Source organism: Frateuria sp. GZRR35 (assembly GCF_051900415.1).
Lineage (GTDB): Bacteria > Pseudomonadota > Gammaproteobacteria > Xanthomonadales > Rhodanobacteraceae > Frateuria_A.
Map to the genome: position 1 here is coordinate 279195 of NZ_JBHZGL010000002.1, position 18691 is coordinate 297885.

Annotated in this window: 19 protein-coding genes; 13 read left to right on the forward strand and 6 right to left on the reverse strand. The window is 69.2% G+C overall.

The window, feature by feature from the left end; translation table 11 throughout:
• The first annotated feature begins 25 nt into the window (after nt 1–25).
• From parC to ACFWZ3_RS03895, 9 genes are all read left to right on the forward strand, one after another.
• Nucleotides 26–2266: a DNA topoisomerase IV subunit A gene (gene parC, locus ACFWZ3_RS03855; RefSeq protein ID WP_439706462.1), complete on the forward strand. Its 2241-nt coding sequence runs from the start codon at nt 26–28 to the stop codon at nt 2264–2266.
• 461 nt (nt 2267–2727) lie between these two features.
• Nucleotides 2728–3144 carry a hypothetical protein gene (locus tag ACFWZ3_RS03860; RefSeq protein ID WP_439706463.1) on the forward strand — a complete coding sequence of 139 codons (417 nt, stop codon included), beginning with the start codon at nt 2728–2730 and terminating at the stop codon, nt 3142–3144.
• 133 nt (nt 3145–3277) lie between these two features.
• Complete coding sequence (locus tag ACFWZ3_RS03865; RefSeq protein ID WP_439706464.1) at nt 3278–3697, forward strand: helix-turn-helix transcriptional regulator; 420 nt, start codon at nt 3278–3280, stop codon at nt 3695–3697.
• Between the two features lie 26 nt (nt 3698–3723).
• Nucleotides 3724–4134, forward strand: coding sequence for a VOC family protein (locus ACFWZ3_RS03870; protein WP_439706465.1), 411 nt, complete (start codon nt 3724–3726; stop codon nt 4132–4134).
• Nucleotides 4135–4139: 5 nt separating this feature from the next.
• The gene (locus tag ACFWZ3_RS03875; RefSeq protein ID WP_439706599.1) at nt 4140–4547 is read left to right on the forward strand and encodes a DUF1801 domain-containing protein; all 408 of its coding nucleotides are present in this window, start codon (nt 4140–4142) and stop codon (nt 4545–4547) included.
• Nucleotides 4548–4652: 105 nt separating this feature from the next.
• Complete coding sequence (locus ACFWZ3_RS03880; protein WP_439706466.1) at nt 4653–4943, forward strand: biotin--protein ligase; 291 nt, start codon at nt 4653–4655, stop codon at nt 4941–4943.
• On the forward strand, nt 4940–5716 hold the full coding sequence (locus ACFWZ3_RS03885) for a lipoate--protein ligase family protein (protein WP_439706467.1): 777 nt from the start codon (nt 4940–4942) through the stop codon (nt 5714–5716). The genes ACFWZ3_RS03880 and ACFWZ3_RS03885 overlap by 4 nt, the downstream gene beginning before the upstream one ends.
• A gap of 164 nt (nt 5717–5880) precedes the next feature.
• Nucleotides 5881–7254, forward strand: a complete 1374-nt coding sequence (locus ACFWZ3_RS03890; protein WP_439706468.1) for a M16 family metallopeptidase — start codon at nt 5881–5883, stop codon at nt 7252–7254.
• An 8-nt stretch (nt 7255–7262) separates the two neighbouring features.
• Entirely contained in the window at nt 7263–8681 is a 1419-nt protein-coding gene (locus ACFWZ3_RS03895; RefSeq protein WP_439706469.1) for a M16 family metallopeptidase, read from the forward strand.
• Between the two features lie 424 nt (nt 8682–9105).
• Here the strand turns inward: ACFWZ3_RS03895 and ACFWZ3_RS03900 are convergent, their stop codons facing one another.
• Together ACFWZ3_RS03900 and ACFWZ3_RS03905 are read right to left on the reverse strand one after the other, a co-directional pair.
• Nucleotides 9106–9519: an NUDIX hydrolase gene (locus ACFWZ3_RS03900; RefSeq protein ID WP_439706470.1), complete on the reverse strand. Its 414-nt coding sequence runs from the start codon at nt 9517–9519 to the stop codon at nt 9106–9108.
• Nucleotides 9516–10010 carry an NUDIX hydrolase gene (locus ACFWZ3_RS03905; protein WP_439706471.1) on the reverse strand — a complete coding sequence of 165 codons (495 nt, stop codon included), beginning with the start codon at nt 10008–10010 and terminating at the stop codon, nt 9516–9518. Before ACFWZ3_RS03905 ends, ACFWZ3_RS03900 begins: the two co-directional genes overlap by 4 nt.
• 102 nt (nt 10011–10112) lie before the next feature.
• On the opposite strand from ACFWZ3_RS03905, the gene ACFWZ3_RS03910 reads away from it, so the two are divergent.
• Nucleotides 10113–10904 (forward strand): phosphodiester glycosidase family protein, encoded by a 792-nt coding sequence (locus ACFWZ3_RS03910; protein ID WP_439706472.1) that lies wholly within the window; start codon nt 10113–10115, stop codon nt 10902–10904.
• Nucleotides 10901–13321, forward strand: a complete 2421-nt coding sequence (locus tag ACFWZ3_RS03915) for a penicillin acylase family protein (protein ID WP_439706473.1) — start codon at nt 10901–10903, stop codon at nt 13319–13321. Before ACFWZ3_RS03910 ends, ACFWZ3_RS03915 begins: the two co-directional genes overlap by 4 nt.
• A 313-nt stretch (nt 13322–13634) precedes the next feature.
• Here ACFWZ3_RS03915 and ACFWZ3_RS03920 read toward each other — a convergent pair whose 3' ends face one another.
• Nucleotides 13635–14024: a DUF3224 domain-containing protein gene (locus tag ACFWZ3_RS03920; RefSeq protein WP_439706474.1), complete on the reverse strand. Its 390-nt coding sequence runs from the start codon at nt 14022–14024 to the stop codon at nt 13635–13637.
• A gap of 132 nt (nt 14025–14156) precedes the next feature.
• Here ACFWZ3_RS03920 and ACFWZ3_RS03925 point away from each other — a divergent pair, with 132 nt between their 5' ends.
• Both ACFWZ3_RS03925 and ACFWZ3_RS03930 read left to right on the forward strand, forming a co-directional pair.
• Nucleotides 14157–14582 (forward strand): YciI family protein, encoded by a 426-nt coding sequence (locus ACFWZ3_RS03925; RefSeq protein WP_439706475.1) that lies wholly within the window; start codon nt 14157–14159, stop codon nt 14580–14582.
• 77 nt (nt 14583–14659) lie between these two features.
• Nucleotides 14660–15913 (forward strand): RNA polymerase sigma factor, encoded by a 1254-nt coding sequence (locus tag ACFWZ3_RS03930; RefSeq protein ID WP_439706476.1) that lies wholly within the window; start codon nt 14660–14662, stop codon nt 15911–15913.
• Between the two features lie 167 nt (nt 15914–16080).
• Here the strand turns inward: ACFWZ3_RS03930 and dapE are convergent, their stop codons facing one another.
• From dapE to dapD, 3 genes are all read right to left on the reverse strand, one after another.
• The gene (gene dapE / locus ACFWZ3_RS03935) at nt 16081–17211 is read right to left on the reverse strand and encodes a succinyl-diaminopimelate desuccinylase (protein WP_439706477.1); all 1131 of its coding nucleotides are present in this window, start codon (nt 17209–17211) and stop codon (nt 16081–16083) included.
• Nucleotides 17212–17324: 113 nt separating this feature from the next.
• Nucleotides 17325–17681, reverse strand: a complete 357-nt coding sequence (locus ACFWZ3_RS03940; protein ID WP_439706478.1) for a Spx/MgsR family RNA polymerase-binding regulatory protein — start codon at nt 17679–17681, stop codon at nt 17325–17327.
• Nucleotides 17678–18505, reverse strand: a complete 828-nt coding sequence (dapD, locus tag ACFWZ3_RS03945) for a 2,3,4,5-tetrahydropyridine-2,6-dicarboxylate N-succinyltransferase (RefSeq protein WP_439706479.1) — start codon at nt 18503–18505, stop codon at nt 17678–17680. The genes ACFWZ3_RS03940 and dapD overlap by 4 nt, the downstream gene beginning before the upstream one ends.
• Nucleotides 18506–18691: the final 186 nt, after the last annotated feature.

Sequence of the window (18691 nt, forward strand, 5' to 3'; positions counted from 1 at the left end):
GTTATCCGTGCACGAAAGCCCCCGCATGAACCTGCAAGCCAACTTCGAACAGATCCCGCTCAAGGAATACGCCGAGCGGGCCTACCTCGACTACTCGATGTACGTGGTGCTCGACCGCGCGCTGCCCTTCGTGGGCGACGGCCTGAAGCCCGTGCAGCGGCGCATCATCTACGCGATGAGCGAGCTGGGCCTGGCGGCGACCGCCAAGCCGAAGAAGTCCGCGCGCACCATCGGCGACGTGATCGGCAAGTTCCATCCGCACGGCGATTCGTCCTGCTACGAAGCCATGGTGCTGATGGCCCAGCCGTTCTCGTACCGCTACCCGCTGGTCGACGGCCAGGGCAACTTCGGCTCGCCCGACGACCCGAAGAGCTTCGCGGCGATGCGCTACACCGAATCGAAACTCAGCCCGATCGCCGAGGCGCTGCTGGGCGAGCTGGCGCACGGCACGGTCGACTGGGTGCCGAACTTCGACGGCACGCTGGAGGAACCTTCCTGGCTGCCCGCGCGCGTGCCGCACGTGCTGCTCAATGGTTCGATGGGCATCGCCGTGGGCATGGCCACCGACATCCCGCCGCACAACCTGCGCGAGGTGGTGGCCGCCTGCATCCACCTGCTGGAAAACCCCGACGCCACCGTCGCCGACCTGGCGCAGCACATCCCCGCCCCGGACTATCCGACCGCGGCGGAGATCATCACCCCGCGCAAGGAACTGCTGTCGATCTACCAGACCGGCAACGGTTCGCTGCGCGCCCGCGCGGTGTACCAGGTGGAGGACGGCAACATCGTCATCACCGCGCTGCCGCACCAGGTCAGCCCCTCGAAGATCCTCGAGCAGATCGCCGCGCAGATGCGCGCGAAGAAGCTGCCGATGGTCGAGGACCTGCGCGACGAGTCCGACCACGAGAATCCGATTCGCCTGGTGGTGGTGCCGCGCTCCAATCGCGTGGATTCGGCCGAGGTGATGCAGCACCTGTTCGCCACCACGGACCTCGAGAAAAGCTACCGCGTCAACCTCAACATGATCGGCCTGGACGGCCGCCCGCAGGTGAAGGACCTCAAGAAGATCCTCACCGAGTGGCTGACCTTCCGCACCGACACGGTGACCCGCCGCCTCACCCATCGTCTGGGCAAGGTGGAGCGGCGCCTGCACCTGCTCGAAGGCCTGCACATCGCCTACCTCAACCTGGACGAGGTGATCCGCATCGTGCGCTCGGAGGACGAGCCCAAGCCGGTGCTGATGAAGCGCTTCAAGCTGTCCGAGGAACAGGCCGACTACATCCTGGAAACCAGGCTGCGCCAGTTGGCTCGCCTGGAAGAAATGAAGATCGAGGCCGAGCGCAACCAGCTGGAAGAAGAGCGCGCGCGCATCAACGTGCTGCTCAAGTCGCCGGCCAAGCTCAAGACCCTGATCAAGGGCGAACTGCAGGCGGATGCCGCCAAATACGGCGACGAGCGTCGCTCGCCGCTCATCGAGCGCGAAGTGGCGCAGGCGCTGGACGAAAGCGCGCTGGTCGCCAGCGAACCGGTGACCGTGGTGCTGTCCCAGAAGGGCTGGATCCGCGCCGCCAAAGGCCACGACGTCGACGCCGAGGGCATGAACTACCGCGAGGGCGATGGCCTGCTCGCGGCGGTGAAGGCGCGCACGACCCAGCAGATCGCGGTGATCGACTCCACCGGCCGCAGCTACTCCACACCGGCCCATACGCTGCCTTCCGCGCGCGGCAACGGCGATCCGCTGACCGGCCGCTTCAGCCCGCCGGCCGGCGCCAGCTTCGACGCATTGACCGCCGGCGACAACGACACGCGGCTGATCCTGGCCACGGATTTCGGCTACGGCTTCGTCACCCGCTTCGAAGCGCTCACCGGACGCAACAAGGCCGGCAAGCAGATCATCAGCCTCAGCGAGGGGGCGAAGATCCTGGCGCCCCAGGCGAGCGCCGACCCGGCACGCGACCGCATCGTGGTGGTCACCACCGAGGGCCACCTGCTGATGTTCTCCGTCGCCGAATTGCCGGAACTGGACAAGGGCAAGGGCAACAAGCTGATCGAGGTGCCCAAGGCCAAGCTGACCAGCGGCGAGGAACGGGTGGCCGGCATCGCCGTGGTGGCCGAGGGCAAGGGCGAAGTCACGCTCTACGCCGGCCAGCGCAAGCTCACGCTGCGCTGGAACGATCTGGTCGAATACGGCGGCAACCGCGCCACCCGCGGCGGCCTGCTGCCGCGCGGCCTGCGCCGCGTCGAGCGGATCGAAACCACCGGCTGACGCGATGTGCTTCCTCTCTTTCCCGGGAGAGGAAGCAAAGCTGACGCGTTGTGCACGCGCTCCCCTCCGGGGAGAGGGTTGGGGCGAGGGGCCACTCTTGCGGCAGCCTTCCGCCAGTGCGTGAGGCCTGATCAAACATCCCCGCGAGCTCCGGCCCCTCACCTCGGTCCTCTCCCCGGAGGGGTGAGGAAGAAGTGCTGACGCATGTGCTCCCTCCCCCCTCCGGGGAGAGGGTTGGGGTGAGGGGCCCACTCTGGCGGCAGCCTTCGCCGGTGCGTGAGACCTGATCGCACATCCCCGCGAGCCCCGGCCCCTCACCTCGATCCTCTCCCCGGAGGGGAGAGGAAGAAATGTTGTCTCCCGCCACTCCGAACTTTCCTTCCCACCACCACTCCAACCCCGGTACACGCGACCGCGCCCCGCCCGTTGAATACAGGCACCGCCCGACCGGATCCCCGCCCATGCGCTCCCTGCTTCCCGCCGCCACCTTTCTTGCCACCCTCCTGGCCACGCCAGCCTGGGCACAGAGCACCGGCCATCCGCTCAACCTCAAGCTCCCGCCCAGCGACCTGCCTGCGCCGGCCAGCACGGCACCGAAGCCATCCAGCGCCCCGGGCGTCTACTACGGCGACCACAGCGGTCGCACCGCCGCCGACGAAAGCATTGCCACCGACGACTGTGACGACGCCACCTACAACCAACCGCAGGTCCACGGCAGCGTCGGCATGGGCGTGATGAGCGGCAGCCACGTCGATGGCAACTACCAGCGCGGCACGGTCAGCCTCAGCAAGGCGTTCGGCAGCTGCGACCATCCCACCGGCGGCGTCAGCGTCTCGATCGGTGCCGGCAGCGGACATTTCCACCACCACGGCCACTGACGTCCGTCGGCCGGACATCGCACCCCGCACCACCGCGCTCGACCCCGCGCCGCCCAACGGTGGCATCCGCGCACATCGTTGTGCTCCACTTCGGGCGATGACGCCCCCCGGCCCACCCGCTCCCGCCACGCACTTGCGCGATCTCGCGCGCCTGCGCCGCGTGCGCGACCGCATCGACCGCGAATACGCGCAACCGCTGGACGTCGAAGCCCTCGCCCGCGGCATCGGCATGTCGGCCGGCCACCTCAGCCGCCAGTTCAAGCTCGCCTACGGCGAATCCCCCTACGCCTACCTGATGACCCGGCGCATCGAGCGCGCCATGGCGCTGTTGCGTCGTGGCGACCTCAGCGTCACCGAAGTCTGCTTTACGGTCGGCTGCGCCTCGCTGGGCACGTTCAGCACGCGCTTCACCGAACTGGTGGGCATGTCGCCCAGTGCCTACCGCGCCCGCGAAACACAGGCGACATCCGGCATCCCTTCCTGCGTAGCCAAGCAGGTCACGCGACCGATCAGGAATCGAGAAGCGCCCGCCGGCGAGCCGCACCTAGACTGAGCGCTCCCCACACAGGAGCGAACGCCATGGACCTGACCATCCACTCCACCTTCCTGCCGCACAACGACCCGAAGGCCTCGCTGGCCTTCTACCGCGACACCCTCGGCTTCGAAGTGCGCAACGACGTCGAGTACAACGGCCTGCACTGGATCACCGTCGGCCCGCACGGCCAGCCCGGCACCTCGATCGTGCTGCACCCGCCGGCCGCCGCGCCCGGCCTCACCGACGACGAGCGCCGCACCATCGGCGAGATGATGGCCAAGGGCACCTTCGCCATGATCATCCTGGCCAGCCGCGACCTCGATGCGACCTTCGCGCGTCTCGAAGCCAGCGGCGCCGAAGTCATCCAGGAACCGACCGAGCAACCCTACGGCGTGCGCGACTGTGCCTTCCGCGATCCGGCGGGCAACCACGTACGCATCAACGAGGTGCGGTGACCGTCATGGCAAAACCGCCACCCATGCCCCGGACCGCCGATCCCCTGACGCCTTCCCGGCTCCTCGACGCACGCATCGAGGAGCTGGCGGACTGGCGCGGCGAGACGCTCGCCCGCCTCCGCACGATCATCAGGCAGGCCGCCCCCGGGGCGGTCGAGGAATGGAAATGGCGCGGCGTCCCGGTGTGGTCCCAGGCCGGCATGCTCTGCACCGGCGAGACCTACAGGAACGTCGTGAAGGTGACCTTCGCCAAGGGCGCCAGACTGGTGGACCCGGCAGGTCTGTTCAACGCCAGCATGGAAGGCAACACGCGGCGCGCCATCGATTTTCACGAGGGTGACGAAATCGACGAGAAGGCATTGAAGGCACTCGTTCACGCCGCCGTGGCCTTGAACACGTCCCCGGGAACCTAGCCGGAAATACCGCAAGGATCTGCCGCCGGCACGCGCACGCCGGCGCAATCCTTCGCGGGAAAAAGCATTACCCTTCCCCGCCAGCGACAAGGCCCGGAGCGGCGGATGCACGGCGAATACAAAATGCCCGGCGGCAAGCTGATCGTGGCCGACCTGGCCATCGAGAACGGCTGCCTGGCCCGGGTCCAGGTGAGCGGCGACTTCTTCCTGGAACCCGACGACGCGCTGCACGCCATCGATGCCGCCCTGGAAGGCCAGGACGCCGGCGCCGACGAACACATGCTGGCCGCCGCCATCCGCGCGCAGCTCGCACCCGGCGTGATGATGTACGGCATATCGCCCGAAGCCGTCGCCGTGGCGGTGCGTCGCGCCATCGACCAAGGAACGGAAGCATGACCCGCACGCTCTGGCGCGATCACGACTGGCACCTGATCCACACCGATCCGCAATCACCCGCGCTGCACATGGCGCTGGACGAGGTGCTGACCCACGAGGTCGGCGCCGGCCGCCGACCGCCCACCTTGCGCATCTGGGAATGGGGCGGCCCCGCGGTGGTGATCGGGCGGTTCCAGTCGCTGCGCAACGAGGTCGACGGCGAGGCCGCGCGTCGCCACGGCATCGAGGTGGTCCGGCGCGTCTCCGGCGGTGGCGCGATGTTCATCGAACCGGGCAACACGATCACGTATTCGGTCTACGCGCCGCTGTCGCTGATCAAGGGCATGAGCTTCCAGGAGGCCTACGCCTGGATGGATGCCTGGACACTGGAAGCGCTGGGCGAGCTCGGCATCAAGGCCTGGTACCAGCCACTCAACGACATCACCTCCGAGGGCGGCAAGATCGCCGGCGCCGCGCAGGCCCACCGCGGTGGTGCGGTGCTGCATCACGTCACGATGGCCTACGACATCGACGCGGCCAAGATGCTCCAGGTGCTGCGCATTGGCCGCGAGAAACTCTCGGACAAGGGCACGCAAAGCGCAGCCAAGCGCGTCGACCCGCTGCGCAGCCAGACCGGCCTGCCGCGCGCGGCGATCATCCAGCACATGATCGCCACCTTCCGCCGCCTGCACGGAATGGTCGACGGCGCGCTGCGCGCCGACGAACTGGCCCAGGCCGGGATGCTGGCCCGGGAAAAGTTCTCCAGCACCGCCTGGACCGCCGACGTCCCGTGAGACGGCGGTCGCGACCCGCGCCCCGCGCTCCCCGTCACTGAGCCTTCCCCCGTAAACGGGCGAAAGGATCGGGCCTGCGCCCGCCCCTCCCAAACGTCACTTGCACCCCCTGGCCCGCCGCCGCAGGATCGGGCTTCCGTTCGCGTGGACAGAAGGAGATGCAGATGCGCGTTTTACGCACGGCCGCCCTGGTGGCGGGATTGGGCCTGGCCCTCGGGGCGCAGGCCGCCGACAGCGATACGTGGACATTGCCGGTCGCCGTCAAGAAGCTCGACAACGGCATGACCGTGGTGGTCTCGGAGGACCACAGCTCGCCCACCGTGGGCATCAGCATGGTCTACCACGTCGGCATGCGGCTGGAGCCGCAAAACCGCACCGGCTTCGCCCACCTGTTCGAGCACCTGATGTTCGAGGGCACGCCGGACGCGCCCAAGGGCACCTTCGAGCGCGTGATCCAGGGCGGCGGCGGCGTGTTCAACGGCTCGACCCGCGCCGACTACACCAACTACATCGCCTCGGCGCCCTCCTCCGCGCTGGCACCGATCCTGTGGCTGGAAGCCGATCGCATGAAGTCGCTCGACTTCAGTGCCAAGAACCTGGCCAACCAGCAGAACGTCGTCAAGGAAGAAATCCGCGTCAACGTGAAGAACCAGCCCTACGGCCTGTTCTTCTGGACCGACCTGAACGCGCTGGCCTTCGACAAGTGGGCCAACAAGCACGATGGCTACGGCTCGTTCAAGGACCTGGACCACGCCTCCATCGCGGACGTGAAGACCTTCCACGATACGTTCTATCAGCCGGCCAACGCGGTGCTGGGCATCGCCGGCGACGTCACGCCGGATGAAGCGTTCAAACTGGCGCAGGAGTATTTCGGCGACATCCCCGCGCGCGATCTGCCCAAGCGCCCGGATGTGTCCGAGCCGCTCAACACCAAGCCGCGCCACGCCGAGGAAACCGACGCGCTGGCCAAGGTGCCGGCGCTGGCGGTCGGCTGGAAGATGCCGCCTCGCGGCAGCACCGACCAGGTACCGATGATGGTGCTCTCGCAACTGCTGGTCGGCGATGACGCTTCGCGCTTCTACCAGGGCCTGGTCAAGGGCCGCCAGCTGCTGCTCAACATCCAGGGCGGCATGAACTTCCCGCTGGGCGACGGCAGCGACTACGCTGGCCCCGCGCTGCTGGGCCTGTTCGCCATCTACAAGCCCAACGCCACGCCCGACCAGGTGCTCGCCGCGCTCGATGAGGAGATCGCCAAGGTCGCCAACGACGGCGTGGACGACGCCACGCTGGCCAGCGTGAAGACCAAGATGCTGTCCGACTGGTACGGCGGGCTGGAGTCCTTCATCAACCGCGCCGACACCATGGCCAAGCTGCAAACGCTGTGGGGCGATGCCAACGTCGCCAACAAGATGCCGGGCTGGATCGAGGCCGTGAGCGCCGACGACATCCGGCGCGTGGCCCGCACCTATCTCACCGACGCCAACCGCAGCGTGGTCGTGCGCCGTCCCGTCGCCGCCGCGAAAGCCCCCGCCAAGTGAGGACCGCCATGAAGACGAACAAGACGTTCAAGCTGCTCGCGCTTGCCGTGGGCCTCTCGCTGGCCGGCTTCGCGCAGGCCTCCACCCAGCCGCTGCCGAAGGACCTGCCCGCCTACGGCCCGGAAAAGCCGCTGCCCACGCCGCAGATCCAGCAACGTACGCTGCCTAATGGGTTGACCGTGTGGGTCGTACCGCGCGACGGGTTGCCCAAGGTCAACGTGGAGCTGGCGGTACTCGGCGGCACCGCCGCCGATGACGCCGCGACGCCCGCACTGTCGGAGATGGTGGCGCGCCTGCTCGACGAGGGCACCGCCACCCGCAGTTCGCTCCAGATTGCCGAAACACTGCGCTCCATCGGCGGCGACTACCGCACCGGCGCCTACGCCGATGCGATCACCATCCGCGCCGACGCGCTGGCTTCGCATGCACCCGAACTGATCGCGCTGGTGGCCGACACCGCGCTGCATCCGAGCTTCCCGGCCAAGGAGGTGGCGCTGGCCCAGGCCAACGCCATGCAGGAGCTGAAGGTGCAGGAGTCCAGCCCGGCCTGGCAGGCGCAGCGCGCGTTCGACCATGCCGCGTTTGGCTCGCACCCGTATTCGCGCGACGCGTTGAGCGAGGCCACCGTGAAGGCGAGCGACCCGGCGGCGTTGCGCGCGTTGCACGACGCACGCTTCCAGCCGGACCGCGCGCTGCTGGTCATCGTCGGGCACATCGATGCCGGGCAGGCGTTCAAGCTGGCCGGCGAACAGTTCGGCGCGTGGAAAGCCGACGGCAAAGCCATGGCGACCACGCCCCCGGCGCCACACCAGGCCGCGGCCAAGCGGCTGATCGTCCCGCGCGAAGGCGCCGTGCAGAGCAACATCCGCTATGGACGTCCGTTGATCGCCGCCAGCAACCCGGACTTCATCCCGCTGACCGTGGCCGACACCATCCTCGGCGGCGGCTTCACCAGCCGCATCACGCAGGACATCCGCGAGGATAAGGGCTATTCGTACAGCCCGTTCTCGCAGTTCGACGCCCAGCGCGCCGGCGGCAGCGCGTTCGCCCGGGTCGACGTGCGCAACGAGGTCACCGGCGCCACGCTGGCAGAACTGGCCAAGCTGTACGACAGCATGGCCACGCAGGCGCCCAGCGAGGAGGAACTGACCGGCGCCAAGCGGCTGGTCGGCGGCATCTACCTGCTGCGCAACCAGATCCAGAGCGCGCTCACGGCGACCATGGCCGGCTACTGGATCGACGGTCTGCCGCCGGACTTCCTGGGCCGCTACGTCGCCGAAGCCAACAAGGTCACCGCCGACCAGGTGCAGGCCATGGGGCGCAAGTACTTCGCCTCCAGGGACCAGAGCATCGTGGTGGTCGGCGATCCCAAGGCGATCGACGCGCAGTTGAAGCCGTTCGGCACGTTCCAGGTTTACAAGCCCTGAGCGTAACCATGCGGCCACGGCCAAGCCCGTGGCCGCATGACCTTTTGCAGGAGCGCACCCAGTGCACGACCGCCATCCACATGGCCGGCGAGGCACCGCCATACACCGCGGTCGCGCACAGGGTGCGCTCCTACATGGAAAGCCGCGGCGGCGGCTCAACATGCGATCGTGAGAAATCCCCGGCACAACGCCACCCTGTAGGAGCGCACCTGTGCGCGACCGCCATCTACACGGCCCGCGAGACGCCGCCGTGCACCGCGGTCGCGCACCGGGTGCGCTAGCCGCAGCGGCGACGGCTCAACATGACGATCGCGAGAGATGCCCGGCACCGACGCCATCCTGTAGGAGCGCACCCTGTGCGCGACCGCCATCCACACGGCCTGCGAGGCACCACCAGGCACCGTGGTCGCGCACAGGCGCGCTCCTACACGGGCGTGTGTGCCGGCAGCAACGGCAGGATGTGCTCGCGGCTCAGCGTGGCGATCGGCAACTCGCCTGGCGCGGCCGGGTCGATCCAGCGCAACTGGGCAATCTCCGCCTGAGCGACGGGCTCGCCGCACACGTCCACCGTGTAGACCGCCGCCTCGACCCGATGACCCGGCTCGTTGGCGGCCGCCGCGCCTGCGTGGCACAGCAGCCGCGCGGAACCGGGCAAGAGCTCGCAACCCAGCTCCTCGCGCAATTCGCGCGCCAGCGTGGCCAGGTCGTCCGCATCGTCCGGATCACGCTTGCCGCCGGGCTGCTGGAACACCGTCGCGCCACGCTTGCGCACCAGCAGCGTGCGGCCGGCGCCGTCGCGGATCACCGCCGCGACGATGCGTATGACCGGCGAGCTCACAACCGCGTGACCGACCACGACTGCATCCGGCCATTCTCGTACGGCATCACGCCATGGAATGGCCGCGGGTCCTGGTCGAACACCAGCGGCAGGAAATGCCGGTCGCCCTCCCACATCGGCAGCTCCATCAGCCGTGCGCGCGGTACCCACTCCAGCGTGCCTTCGTGGTTGCCGGTGTGGCAGGTCCCCTCGAAGCCGTCGATCAGGAAGATGAAACCCAGCCAGTCCTCGCCCTGCTTGCCGAAGCCGGGCCAGTTGAGCGTGCCGCGCAGGCACATCGAGGTGCACTCGATGCCGGCCTCCTCGCGGATCTCCCGGCGCATGCAGGCGGCGATGTCCTCGCCCGGCTCCATCTTGCCGCCCAGGCCGTTGTACTTGCCCAGGTGCTGGTCGTCCGGCCGGGCGTTGCGGTGGATCATCAGCACGTGTTCGCGGTCGGGCGAGAGCACGTAGCCGAGCGTGGCGACGATCGGGCAGTAGGCGGTCGACATCGGCAGGAGGGCGGCGGCAAAGCGGCAAGTGTAGCGCCGGGCCTGAACATGCGCCCGCGCGCACACTTGCGTCTGTCGCGTCCGGGCGGCGACCATCGGGACATGATCCGCTTCGTCCCCCGCCTGCCGTTCGCCCCGATCGTCTCCCTGCTGCTCGCCGCCCTGGCCGGCTGCGCGCCGCAAGCGCGCGCGCTGGACAGCGAAGAGCGCGCGTTCGAGGGGCAGAACTACCGCGTGGTCAGCATCGACCTCAAGCGCGAGCCGCTGACCCTGCACTGGCGCGCGCCCGACAGCGGCGAAGCGTTCGGCAGCATCGACAGCCTGCGCCAATGGGGCGAGAGGCACGGCCGGCGGCTGCTGTTCGCCGCCAACGCCGGCATCTACGACGCGGCGTTCAAGCCACTCGGGCTGTACGTGGAGGACGGCAAGGCGCTGGTGCCGCTCAACATGGCGCACGGCAATCCCGCCGCCGGCAACTTCTCGCTGCTGCCCAACGGCGTGTTCGCGATCTACCCGGATGGCAAGGCAGCGGTCGAAACCAGCGCGGACTTCAAGGCCGATGGGCGCAAGGCGCAGTGGGCCACGCAGTCGGGGCCGATGCTGGTGATCGACGGCGAGATCAACCCGGCCTTCATGCACGATTCGGACAGCCTGAAGTGGCGCAGCGGCGTATGCGCCCGCACGCCGCGCAATGTGGTGTTCGCCGTGAGCGAGGCGCCGGTCAACTTCCACACCTTCGCGCGGCTGTTCCGCGATGAGCTGGGCTGCCGCGACGCGCTGTTCCTGGACGGCACCATCTCGCAGTTCTACCTGGGCGACGAAGGCTACGCCGGCGCGCCGGCTTTCATGGTCAAGCCCTACGCCGGCATGTTCGCGGTGTTCGCGCCGGAATGATTCGCCGCCGCTTTCCGTGGTGGCGTGCCCTCGCACTGGTGGTGCTGGTGCTGCTGGCCGCGGTGTTCGCCACCGGCTGGTACCTGCTGGCCGGCAGCCGCGCGCGGCTGGATGGCGGACTTCGGGTAGCGGGCCTGTCAGCGCCGGTGAAGATCGCGCGCGACGCCAACGGCAGCGTCACCATCGACGCGCGCAGCCGCGCCGACGCGACCTTCGCGCTGGGTTTCGTGCATGCGCAGGAACGCTGGTTCGAAATGGACCTGATGCGCCGCGTGGCGGCCGGCGAGTTGGCCGAACTGGTCGGCCCGGCGGCGCTGGACACCGACCTGGACATCCGTCGCCACCGCCTGCGTGCGGTCGCCGAGGCAGCCTACGCGGCGATGACGCCCGAACAGAAGCAGGTGCTCGACCGTTACCGCGACGGCGTCAACGCCGGCCTGGCCGACTTGCGCGAGAAGCCGTGGGAATACTTCCTGCTGGGCGGCACGCCCAAGCCCTGGCGGTCGGAGGACTGCCTGCTGGTGATCGGCGCGATGTACCTGGACCTCAACGGCCACGGCCGCAACACGCGCGAGCTGGACATCGCGCGCATGCGGGCCGCGTTGCCGGCGCCGCTGGTGGATTTCCTGCTTTCGCCCGATCCGAATTGGGAAGCGCCGCTCACCGGCACGCTGTCGCGCCCGCCCGTGCTGCCCGGCGCGGGCGTGTTCGACCTGCGCGCACAGCCGGCGCCTGCCACGCCGGTGGCATCGGTGGCCGCCGCGCTCGCGCCGGCGCTGGAAGAGCGCCATCCCGGCAGCAACAATTTCGCGGTCGCCGGCCAGCTCACCGACACCGGCGCGGCCATGCTCGCCAACGACATGCACCTGGGCCTGCGCGTGCCGGACATCTGGTTCCGCGCGCGCCTGCGCTATCCGGATGCCAAGGCGCCCGGCGGCACACGCGACGCGGTGGGCGTGACCCTGCCCGGCACGCCGGCACTCGTGGTCGGTTCCAACGGGCAGATCGCCTGGGGCTTCACCAACAGCTACGGCGACTGGCTGGATTGGGTGCGGGTCACGCGCGACCCGGCCGATCCCTCGCGCTACAAAGTGCCCGGCGGCTGGGCGACGATCGAGCACCACGCCGAACGCGTCCACGTCAAAGGCGCGCCCGACCGCGTGCTCGAAGTGCAGGACACCCGCTGGGGACCGATCCTCGCCAAGGACACCGACGGCACGCCGCTGGCCCTGGCCTGGATCGCGCAGGACCCGCATGCCTACAACCTGGGCCTGATGCAGCTGGAGCGCGCACCCAGCGTCGCCGCCGCACTGGACCTGGCGCCGACCCTGGGCATGCCGCCGCAAAACCTGCTGGTCGCCGATCGTGAGGGGCATATCGGCTGGACGCTCGCCGGCAATGCGATTCCCGTGCGCCCGTTCGGCAGCGAACCGCAGCAGCCGGCGGACTGGTCGCAGGCGGGCACGGGCTGGCAGGGCTGGGCGCCGCCCTCGCAGTACCCGCGCGTGGCCGACCCATCCGGCGGGCGGCTGTGGACCGCCAACAATCGCACCGTCGACGGTCCCGCGCTGGATCTGCTCGGCAACGGTGGCCATGACCTCGGCGCGCGGGCGCAGCAGATCCGCGACGATCTGAGGATGCACAGCGTGTTCACCCCCGGCAACCTGCTCGACATCCAGCTCGACGATCGCGCGGTCTTCCTCACCCCCTGGCAGCGGCTGCTGCAGGACACGCTGGCGGGGACCTCCGATCCCGTGCTCGAGGCGCTGCGCGAGCGCACCGCGACCTGGCGCAACCGCGCCGCTCCCGACAGCGTGGACTACCGGCTGGTGCGCGCCTTCCGCACCGAAGTGCACCGGCTGGCGCTGGCACCGTTCGTGGCGACGGTAAAGGCGCGCTACCCGGACTTCGGCTGGCCTTCGGGCACCGGCAACGCGGAGGCGGCTGTGTGGTCGCTGCTGCGCGACCAGCCCGCGTGGCTGCTCGACCCGCACTATCGGAACTGGAACGCGCTGCTCCAGGACGCCGCGCGTCGCGTGGCCACGGAGCTGGGCGGGCAGCCGGGCGGGCTGGCCGCGCGCACGTGGGGCGAGGTCAACCCCGCAGATATCCACCACGCGCTCTCGCCCGCACTGCCGCACTTCCTGGCGCGCTTCCTGGACATGCCCGACACGCCGCTGCCGGGGGACGCCAACATGCCCCGCGTGGCCGCGCCCGGTTTCGGCGCCTCCGAACGGCTGGCGGTTTCGCCCGGTCACGAAGCGCGAGGCATCCTGGAGATGCCCGGCGGCCAGAGTGACAACCCGCTCTCGCCCTATTACGGCGCGGGACACGCGGAATGGGTCGACGGCCGGCCCACCCCGCTGCTTCCCGGTCCCGCCAGGTGGACTCTGACGCTGAGCCCCGGCACGCCGTAACAGCGCCCCTCCGGGAGAGAGCTGGGGTGGGGGCGACCTGGCGAAAGGCTCACCGGCAGCCAGCAGGGGCTTCGAGCTGAAAGCAACGGCCAGCTTCCCCGCGAGCCCGGCCCCTCACCCAAACCCTCTCCCCGGAGGGGAGAGGGCTTCAATGCGGCCGCGGCTTCCCAAAGGGAACGAGCATTGCCTTTGCTCCCTCTCCCCTCCGGGGAGAGGGTTTGGGTGAAGGGCCGGGGCTCGCGCGGAAGCCCGCTCGTCAGACAGCAACCTCCCGGAAAGCCACCGCCATACCGGCGACGCCACGCGAAGAGCTTTACGCCAATTCGTACTCCAACGCGTACTCGTGCCGCCCCTGCTCGATGCGGATAGCCAGCTCGCCCTTGATGCCCACCAGCTCCCCGGTGCCCGAGTCCGGCACCACCGACACCCGCAGGCTCGGCGCGCCGCGCTCCATCAACCCGTAATGCATCAGCACGAAACTGCCCTGCCGCCCGTGCAGCGACCCGCTTACCCGCTCGATCGCCACGTAGCCGGCCGAACCGGGCACCCCGGTGCCCGCCGAGAGCATCTCGCCCAGGCTGGTGGCGTCCAGATCGCCCTGGAAGCGCTTGTCGATCGACAGCCGACCGAGCTGCGCTGCTTCGGTGCCGGGCGCGGCTGGCTGTGGCGCAAGCTTCACGTCGAAGGTTCCGCTGGCGTGCATGGGTAACTCCGGTCGGTGATGGCGGCCGTCCATCATGCCGCAGGCGCGGCGCGACGCGATGTCGAAAATGCCGGCGCCCGCGCGTCGTATCAACGGAAGCCGGCATCCGCCGGCGCACGAAGGAGAAAAGCGATGCGCTGCATGGTGATGGTCCGCGCCACGGCCGAATCGGAAGCCGGCGTGATGCCGAGCGAAAAGCTCATGCGCCAGATGATGGCGTTCAACGAAGAACTGGTGAAAGCGGGTGTGATGCTGGCCGGCGAAGGCCTCAAGCCCAGCGCCGCTGGCAAGCGGGTTCATTTCGCCGGCAACGGCCGTAGCGTGGTCGACGGACCTTTCGCCGAGGCCAAGGAGCTGATCGCCGGTTTCTGGCTGTGGCAGGTGCGCTCGATGGACGAGGCGCTCGAGTGGGCGCGCCGCTGCCCGCCGCCGTTCGAGGGCGAGTGCTCGATCGAGATCCGGCCGTTGTTCGAGGCCGACGACTTCGGCGAGGCGATGACGCCCGAGATGCGTGAGACCGAAGAGCGCCTGCGCGCCGAAGTGGCCGGGAAGGCGTAGCGCTCCGTAGGGTGGGCTGATGCCCACCCTGCCGTCACGACTTGCCGGCCCATGCGCGCGGTGGTCTGATCGGCCGCATGAGCCAAGCCGAAACCCACCGCGCGATCGAAACTGTCTGGCGCCTGGAAGCGCCCAAGCTGATCGCCGCGCTGATCCGCGTCGTACGCGACATCGACCTTGCCGAAGAACTCGCGCAGGACGCGCTGGTCGCGGCACTGGAGCGCTGGCCGACATCGGGCGTGCCGGACAACCCCGGCGCATGGCTGATGACGGCGGCCAAGCGGCGCGGCATCGACCTGCTGCGGCACCGCCAGCTGGTCGAGCGCAAGCACGCGGCGCTGGATGGCGACCCGGAGCACGAGGCGTTCACGATGCCCAACCTCGAAGCGCTCGACGACGACATCGGCGACGACCTGCTGCGGCTGATCTTCACCGCGTGCCATCCCGCGCTGTCCACCGAGGCGCAGGTGGCGCTCACCCTGCGCCTGCTCGGCGCCCTGACCACCGCGGAAATCGCCCGCGCCTTCCTGACCGCCGAGCCGACGATCGCCCAGCGCATCGTGCGCGCCAAACGCACCCTGGCCGACAAGCGCGTGCCGTTCGAGGTACCGCGCGGCGCCGAACTCGAGGCACGGTTGGCGGCGGTACTGGGCGTGATCTACCTGGTCTTCAACGAGGGCTATACCGCCACCGCCGGCGACGACTGGATGCGTCCGGCGCTGTGCGAGGAAGCCCTGCGCCTGGGCCGCACCCTGGCCGGGCTGATGCCACGCGAACCGGAAGTACTCGGGCTGCTTGCACTGATGGAGATCCAGGCTTCGCGCAGCCATGCACGCGTGGGCGCGGATGGTCGCCCCGTGCTGCTGCTGGAGCAGAACCGCGCGTTGTGGGACCAGTTGCTGATCCACCGTGGACTGGAGGCGCTGGAACGCGCCGGCCGCCTCGGTGGCGCCGGAGGCCCGTACGCGCTGCAGGCAGCGATCGCCGCCTGCCACGCGCGTGCGACCACGGCCGAGGCCACGGATTGGCCGCGCATCGCCGCACTCTACGCCCGGCTGGCGCAAGTGGCGCCGTCGCCGGTGGTGGAACTCAACCGCGCAGTGGCGGTGTCCATGGCCGAGGGCCCTGCTGCGGGGCTGGCGCTGGTCGATGCCTTGCGGGAGGTCGCGGCGCTGGCCGGCTATCACCTGCTGCCGGCGGTGCGCGGCGACCTGCTGGCCAGGCTTGGGCGAAGCGACGAGGCTCGCACTGAATTCGAGCGCGCTGCGGCGCTTACGCACAACGCGCAGGAACGCAGTGTCATGCTGGCGCGTGCCGGAGCGTGTGGGTGACGGCGGCGGGTTGGGCAGGGCTCCCGCCAAGGCGCCCTCATCCGCCCTTCGGGCACCTTCCCCGCAGTCGCGGGGGGAAGGGTCGGCAGCGCAAAGCCACCCATCGAGGCCTTCCCCTGCGAATGCGGGGGAAGGTGCCGACAGGCGGATGGGGGCGCTCTTGCGCCTTAGCCCAGCAACCTTTCGCAGATCGCCTGGTATAGCCCCGGCAACCGCTCCAGGTCTGCTACCGCCACGCACTCGTCCACCTTGTGGATGGTCGCGTTGACCGGCCCCAGCTCCACCACCTCGGCACCCAAGGGCGCGATGAAACGCCCGTCGGACGTCCCGCCGCCGGTGCTTTGCTCCGGCTCCACGCCGCATAGCTCACGGCACACGCCGAGCACGGTTTCGCGCAGGCGACCGCCCGCGGCGCTGAGGAACGGCTCGCCTGAGAGGTTCCAATCCAGCTGCCAGTCCAGGCCGTGGCGATCGAGGATGGCCTCGGTGCGCGCGCGCAGGTCCGCGGCCGTGCTCGCAGTCGAGTAGCGGAAGTTGATCAGTGCGACGAGCGTGCCGGGAATCACGTTGGTAGCACCCGTACCGGCGTTGAGGTTGGAGACCTGGAACGAGGTCGGCGGGAAGTCCGCGTTGCCCGCGTCCCAGCGGGTAGCCACCAGTTCGGCCAGCGCCGGGGCGAACGCGTGGATGGGGTTCCTCGCCTTTTCCGGATAGGCCACGTGGCCCTGCACGCCACGCACGGCGAGCGTGCCGGAAAGCGAGCCGCGGCGGCCGACACGGATCAGGTCACCCAGCCGCTCCTTCGACGAGGGCTCGCCGACCACGCACCAGTCCAGCCGCTCGCCACGCGCGCGGAACGTCTCGGCTACGCGACGCACGCCATCGAGGTTGGTCGGACCTTCCTCGTCGCTGGTCAGCAGCAGCGCGACGCGGCCGGTGTGTTGCGGGTGCGTCGTTACGAATCGCTCCAGCGCCAGCACCATCGCCGAAACCGAACCCTTCATGTCGGCCGCCCCGCGGCCGTAAAGACGGCCATCGCGCACGACCGGTTCGAACGGCGGGCTCTGCCACGCGTCCTCCGGACCGCTGGGTACCACGTCGGTATGGCCCAGGAAGATTAGCGTGGGGCCCTGACCGTGCGTAGCCCAGAGGTTGTCCACCACGCCGTGGCGAAGATGCTCGATGGCGAAGCCCGCCCGCGCGAGCCGTTCGGCGATCAGCGCCTGGCAGCCGGCATCCTCGGGGGTCACCGAGCGGCGGCCGATCAGATCACGGGTTAAGTCCAGTATGTCGCTCAAGCGAAACTCCCACCTGCTTACGAAATCCCTGTAGGAGCGCACTTGTGCGCGACCGGGTGCATGGCGGTCGCGCACAAGTGCGCTCCTACAGGAAGACTCCCGACGCGGGAACTTTATTTGCCGAACAGCTTCTTGAACCCGTTGTCGGTAAAACCGACGCTCACCGCCCCGTCGTCCTGCACCACCACCGGCCGGCGCACCAGCGCCGGGTATTCCTTCAGCAGCAGCGTCCACTCCGGATCGGAACCGGGGTTCTTGCGCTGCGGCAGCAGGTTGCGCCAGGTGGTGGAGGACTTGTTGACCAGTTTCTCCCAGCCGCCCAGCTGTTGCGCCCAGGCCTTGAGCGTCGCCGCCGGCACGGGATTGGCGCGGTAGTCGACGAACGCGTGCGGCACCTCGAAACGGGCGAGCCAGTTGCGCGCCTTCTTGCAGGTATCGCAGTTGGGCAGGCCGTACAGCGTGGTGCTCATTCGGCGCTCCTCAGCAGCTCGTTGATGCCGGTCTTGGCGCGCGTCTTCTCGTCGACCTGCTTGACGATCACCGCGGCGTACAGGCTGTGGCTGCCATCCTTCGCTGGCAGGCTGCCGGCGACCACCACGCTGCCGGCCGGGATGCGGCCGTAGCTGACCTCGCCGGTGGCGCGGTTGTAGATGCGGGTGGACTGGCCCAGGAACACGCCCATGCCGATGACGCTGCCCTTCTCCACCACCACGCCCTCGACCACTTCGGAGCGTGCGCCGATGAAGCAGTCGTCTTCGATGATGGTCGGGTTCGCCTGCAGCGGCTCGAGCACGCCGCCGATGCCCACGCCGCCGGACAGGTGCACGCGCGCGCCGATCTGCGCGCAGGAGCCGACCGTCGCCCAGGTATCGATCATGCTGCCGGCGCCGACATAGGCGCCGATGTTGACGTAGCTCGGCATCAGCACCGCGTCCTTCGCGATGTGCGCACCGCGGCGCACCAGCGCGCCAGGCACCACGCGGGCTCCCAGGCCCTCCAGCTCCGCGTCGTTGCCGTGGCCGAAGCGCAGCGGCACCTTGTCGAAGGCCAGCGCGGGCCCCCCGTCGACCACCCGGTTGCCGTTGATGCGGAAGTACAGCAGCACGGCTTTCTTGAGCCAGGCGTTGACCTTCCAGCCGCCCTGCCCGTCCGGCTCCGCGACACGCTGCTCGCCCTGCTCGAGCAGCTCCATCACTTGCGCGAGCGCCGGGCGCAGGTGGGTTTCGATCTCGCTCTGGCTGAGCTCGTTGCGGCGCTCGAAGGCGTCGTCGATCAGGGCGTCGATGGAAGGCATGGACTATCCGTCAGCAAACGTGGCGCTCCGGCCGCGGGAACGGGCAAGTATACGGAGAGCCAGGGCCACGGGCCGCGATGTTCGATCGCAGCGCAGGCAGCCGCCCTCGTGCTGCGGCCGTTCAATTTCCCTGCCGCCCAGCCGATAACGAAGCGTGGCCGGTCAAGCCGTGTCCGATGGGAGATC

Bases quoted from the DNA above. Each gene is read 5' to 3' on its own strand.
- parC (WP_439706462.1), top strand. From the start codon at position 26: ATGAACCTGCAAGCCAACTTCGAACAGATCCCGCTCAAGGAATACGCC.
- ACFWZ3_RS03860 (WP_439706463.1), top strand. From the start codon at position 2,728: ATGCGCTCCCTGCTTCCCGCCGCCACCTTTCTTGCCACCCTCCTGGCC.
- ACFWZ3_RS03870 (WP_439706465.1), top strand. From the start codon at position 3,724: ATGGACCTGACCATCCACTCCACCTTCCTGCCGCACAACGACCCGAAG.
- ACFWZ3_RS03875 (WP_439706599.1), top strand. From the start codon at position 4,140: ATGGCAAAACCGCCACCCATGCCCCGGACCGCCGATCCCCTGACGCCT.
- ACFWZ3_RS03880 (WP_439706466.1), top strand. From the start codon at position 4,653: ATGCACGGCGAATACAAAATGCCCGGCGGCAAGCTGATCGTGGCCGAC.
- ACFWZ3_RS03885 (WP_439706467.1), top strand. From the start codon at position 4,940: ATGACCCGCACGCTCTGGCGCGATCACGACTGGCACCTGATCCACACC.
- ACFWZ3_RS03890 (WP_439706468.1), top strand. From the start codon at position 5,881: ATGCGCGTTTTACGCACGGCCGCCCTGGTGGCGGGATTGGGCCTGGCC.
- ACFWZ3_RS03895 (WP_439706469.1), top strand. From the start codon at position 7,263: ATGAAGACGAACAAGACGTTCAAGCTGCTCGCGCTTGCCGTGGGCCTC.
- ACFWZ3_RS03905 (WP_439706471.1), bottom strand. From the start codon at position 10,010: ATGTCGACCGCCTACTGCCCGATCGTCGCCACGCTCGGCTACGTGCTC.
- ACFWZ3_RS03910 (WP_439706472.1), top strand. From the start codon at position 10,113: ATGATCCGCTTCGTCCCCCGCCTGCCGTTCGCCCCGATCGTCTCCCTG.
- ACFWZ3_RS03915 (WP_439706473.1), top strand. From the start codon at position 10,901: ATGATTCGCCGCCGCTTTCCGTGGTGGCGTGCCCTCGCACTGGTGGTG.
- ACFWZ3_RS03920 (WP_439706474.1), bottom strand. From the start codon at position 14,024: ATGCACGCCAGCGGAACCTTCGACGTGAAGCTTGCGCCACAGCCAGCC.
- ACFWZ3_RS03925 (WP_439706475.1), top strand. From the start codon at position 14,157: ATGCGCTGCATGGTGATGGTCCGCGCCACGGCCGAATCGGAAGCCGGC.
- ACFWZ3_RS03930 (WP_439706476.1), top strand. From the start codon at position 14,660: ATGAGCCAAGCCGAAACCCACCGCGCGATCGAAACTGTCTGGCGCCTG.
- ACFWZ3_RS03940 (WP_439706478.1), bottom strand. From the start codon at position 17,681: ATGAGCACCACGCTGTACGGCCTGCCCAACTGCGATACCTGCAAGAAG.
- dapD (WP_439706479.1), bottom strand. From the start codon at position 18,505: ATGCCTTCCATCGACGCCCTGATCGACGACGCCTTCGAGCGCCGCAAC.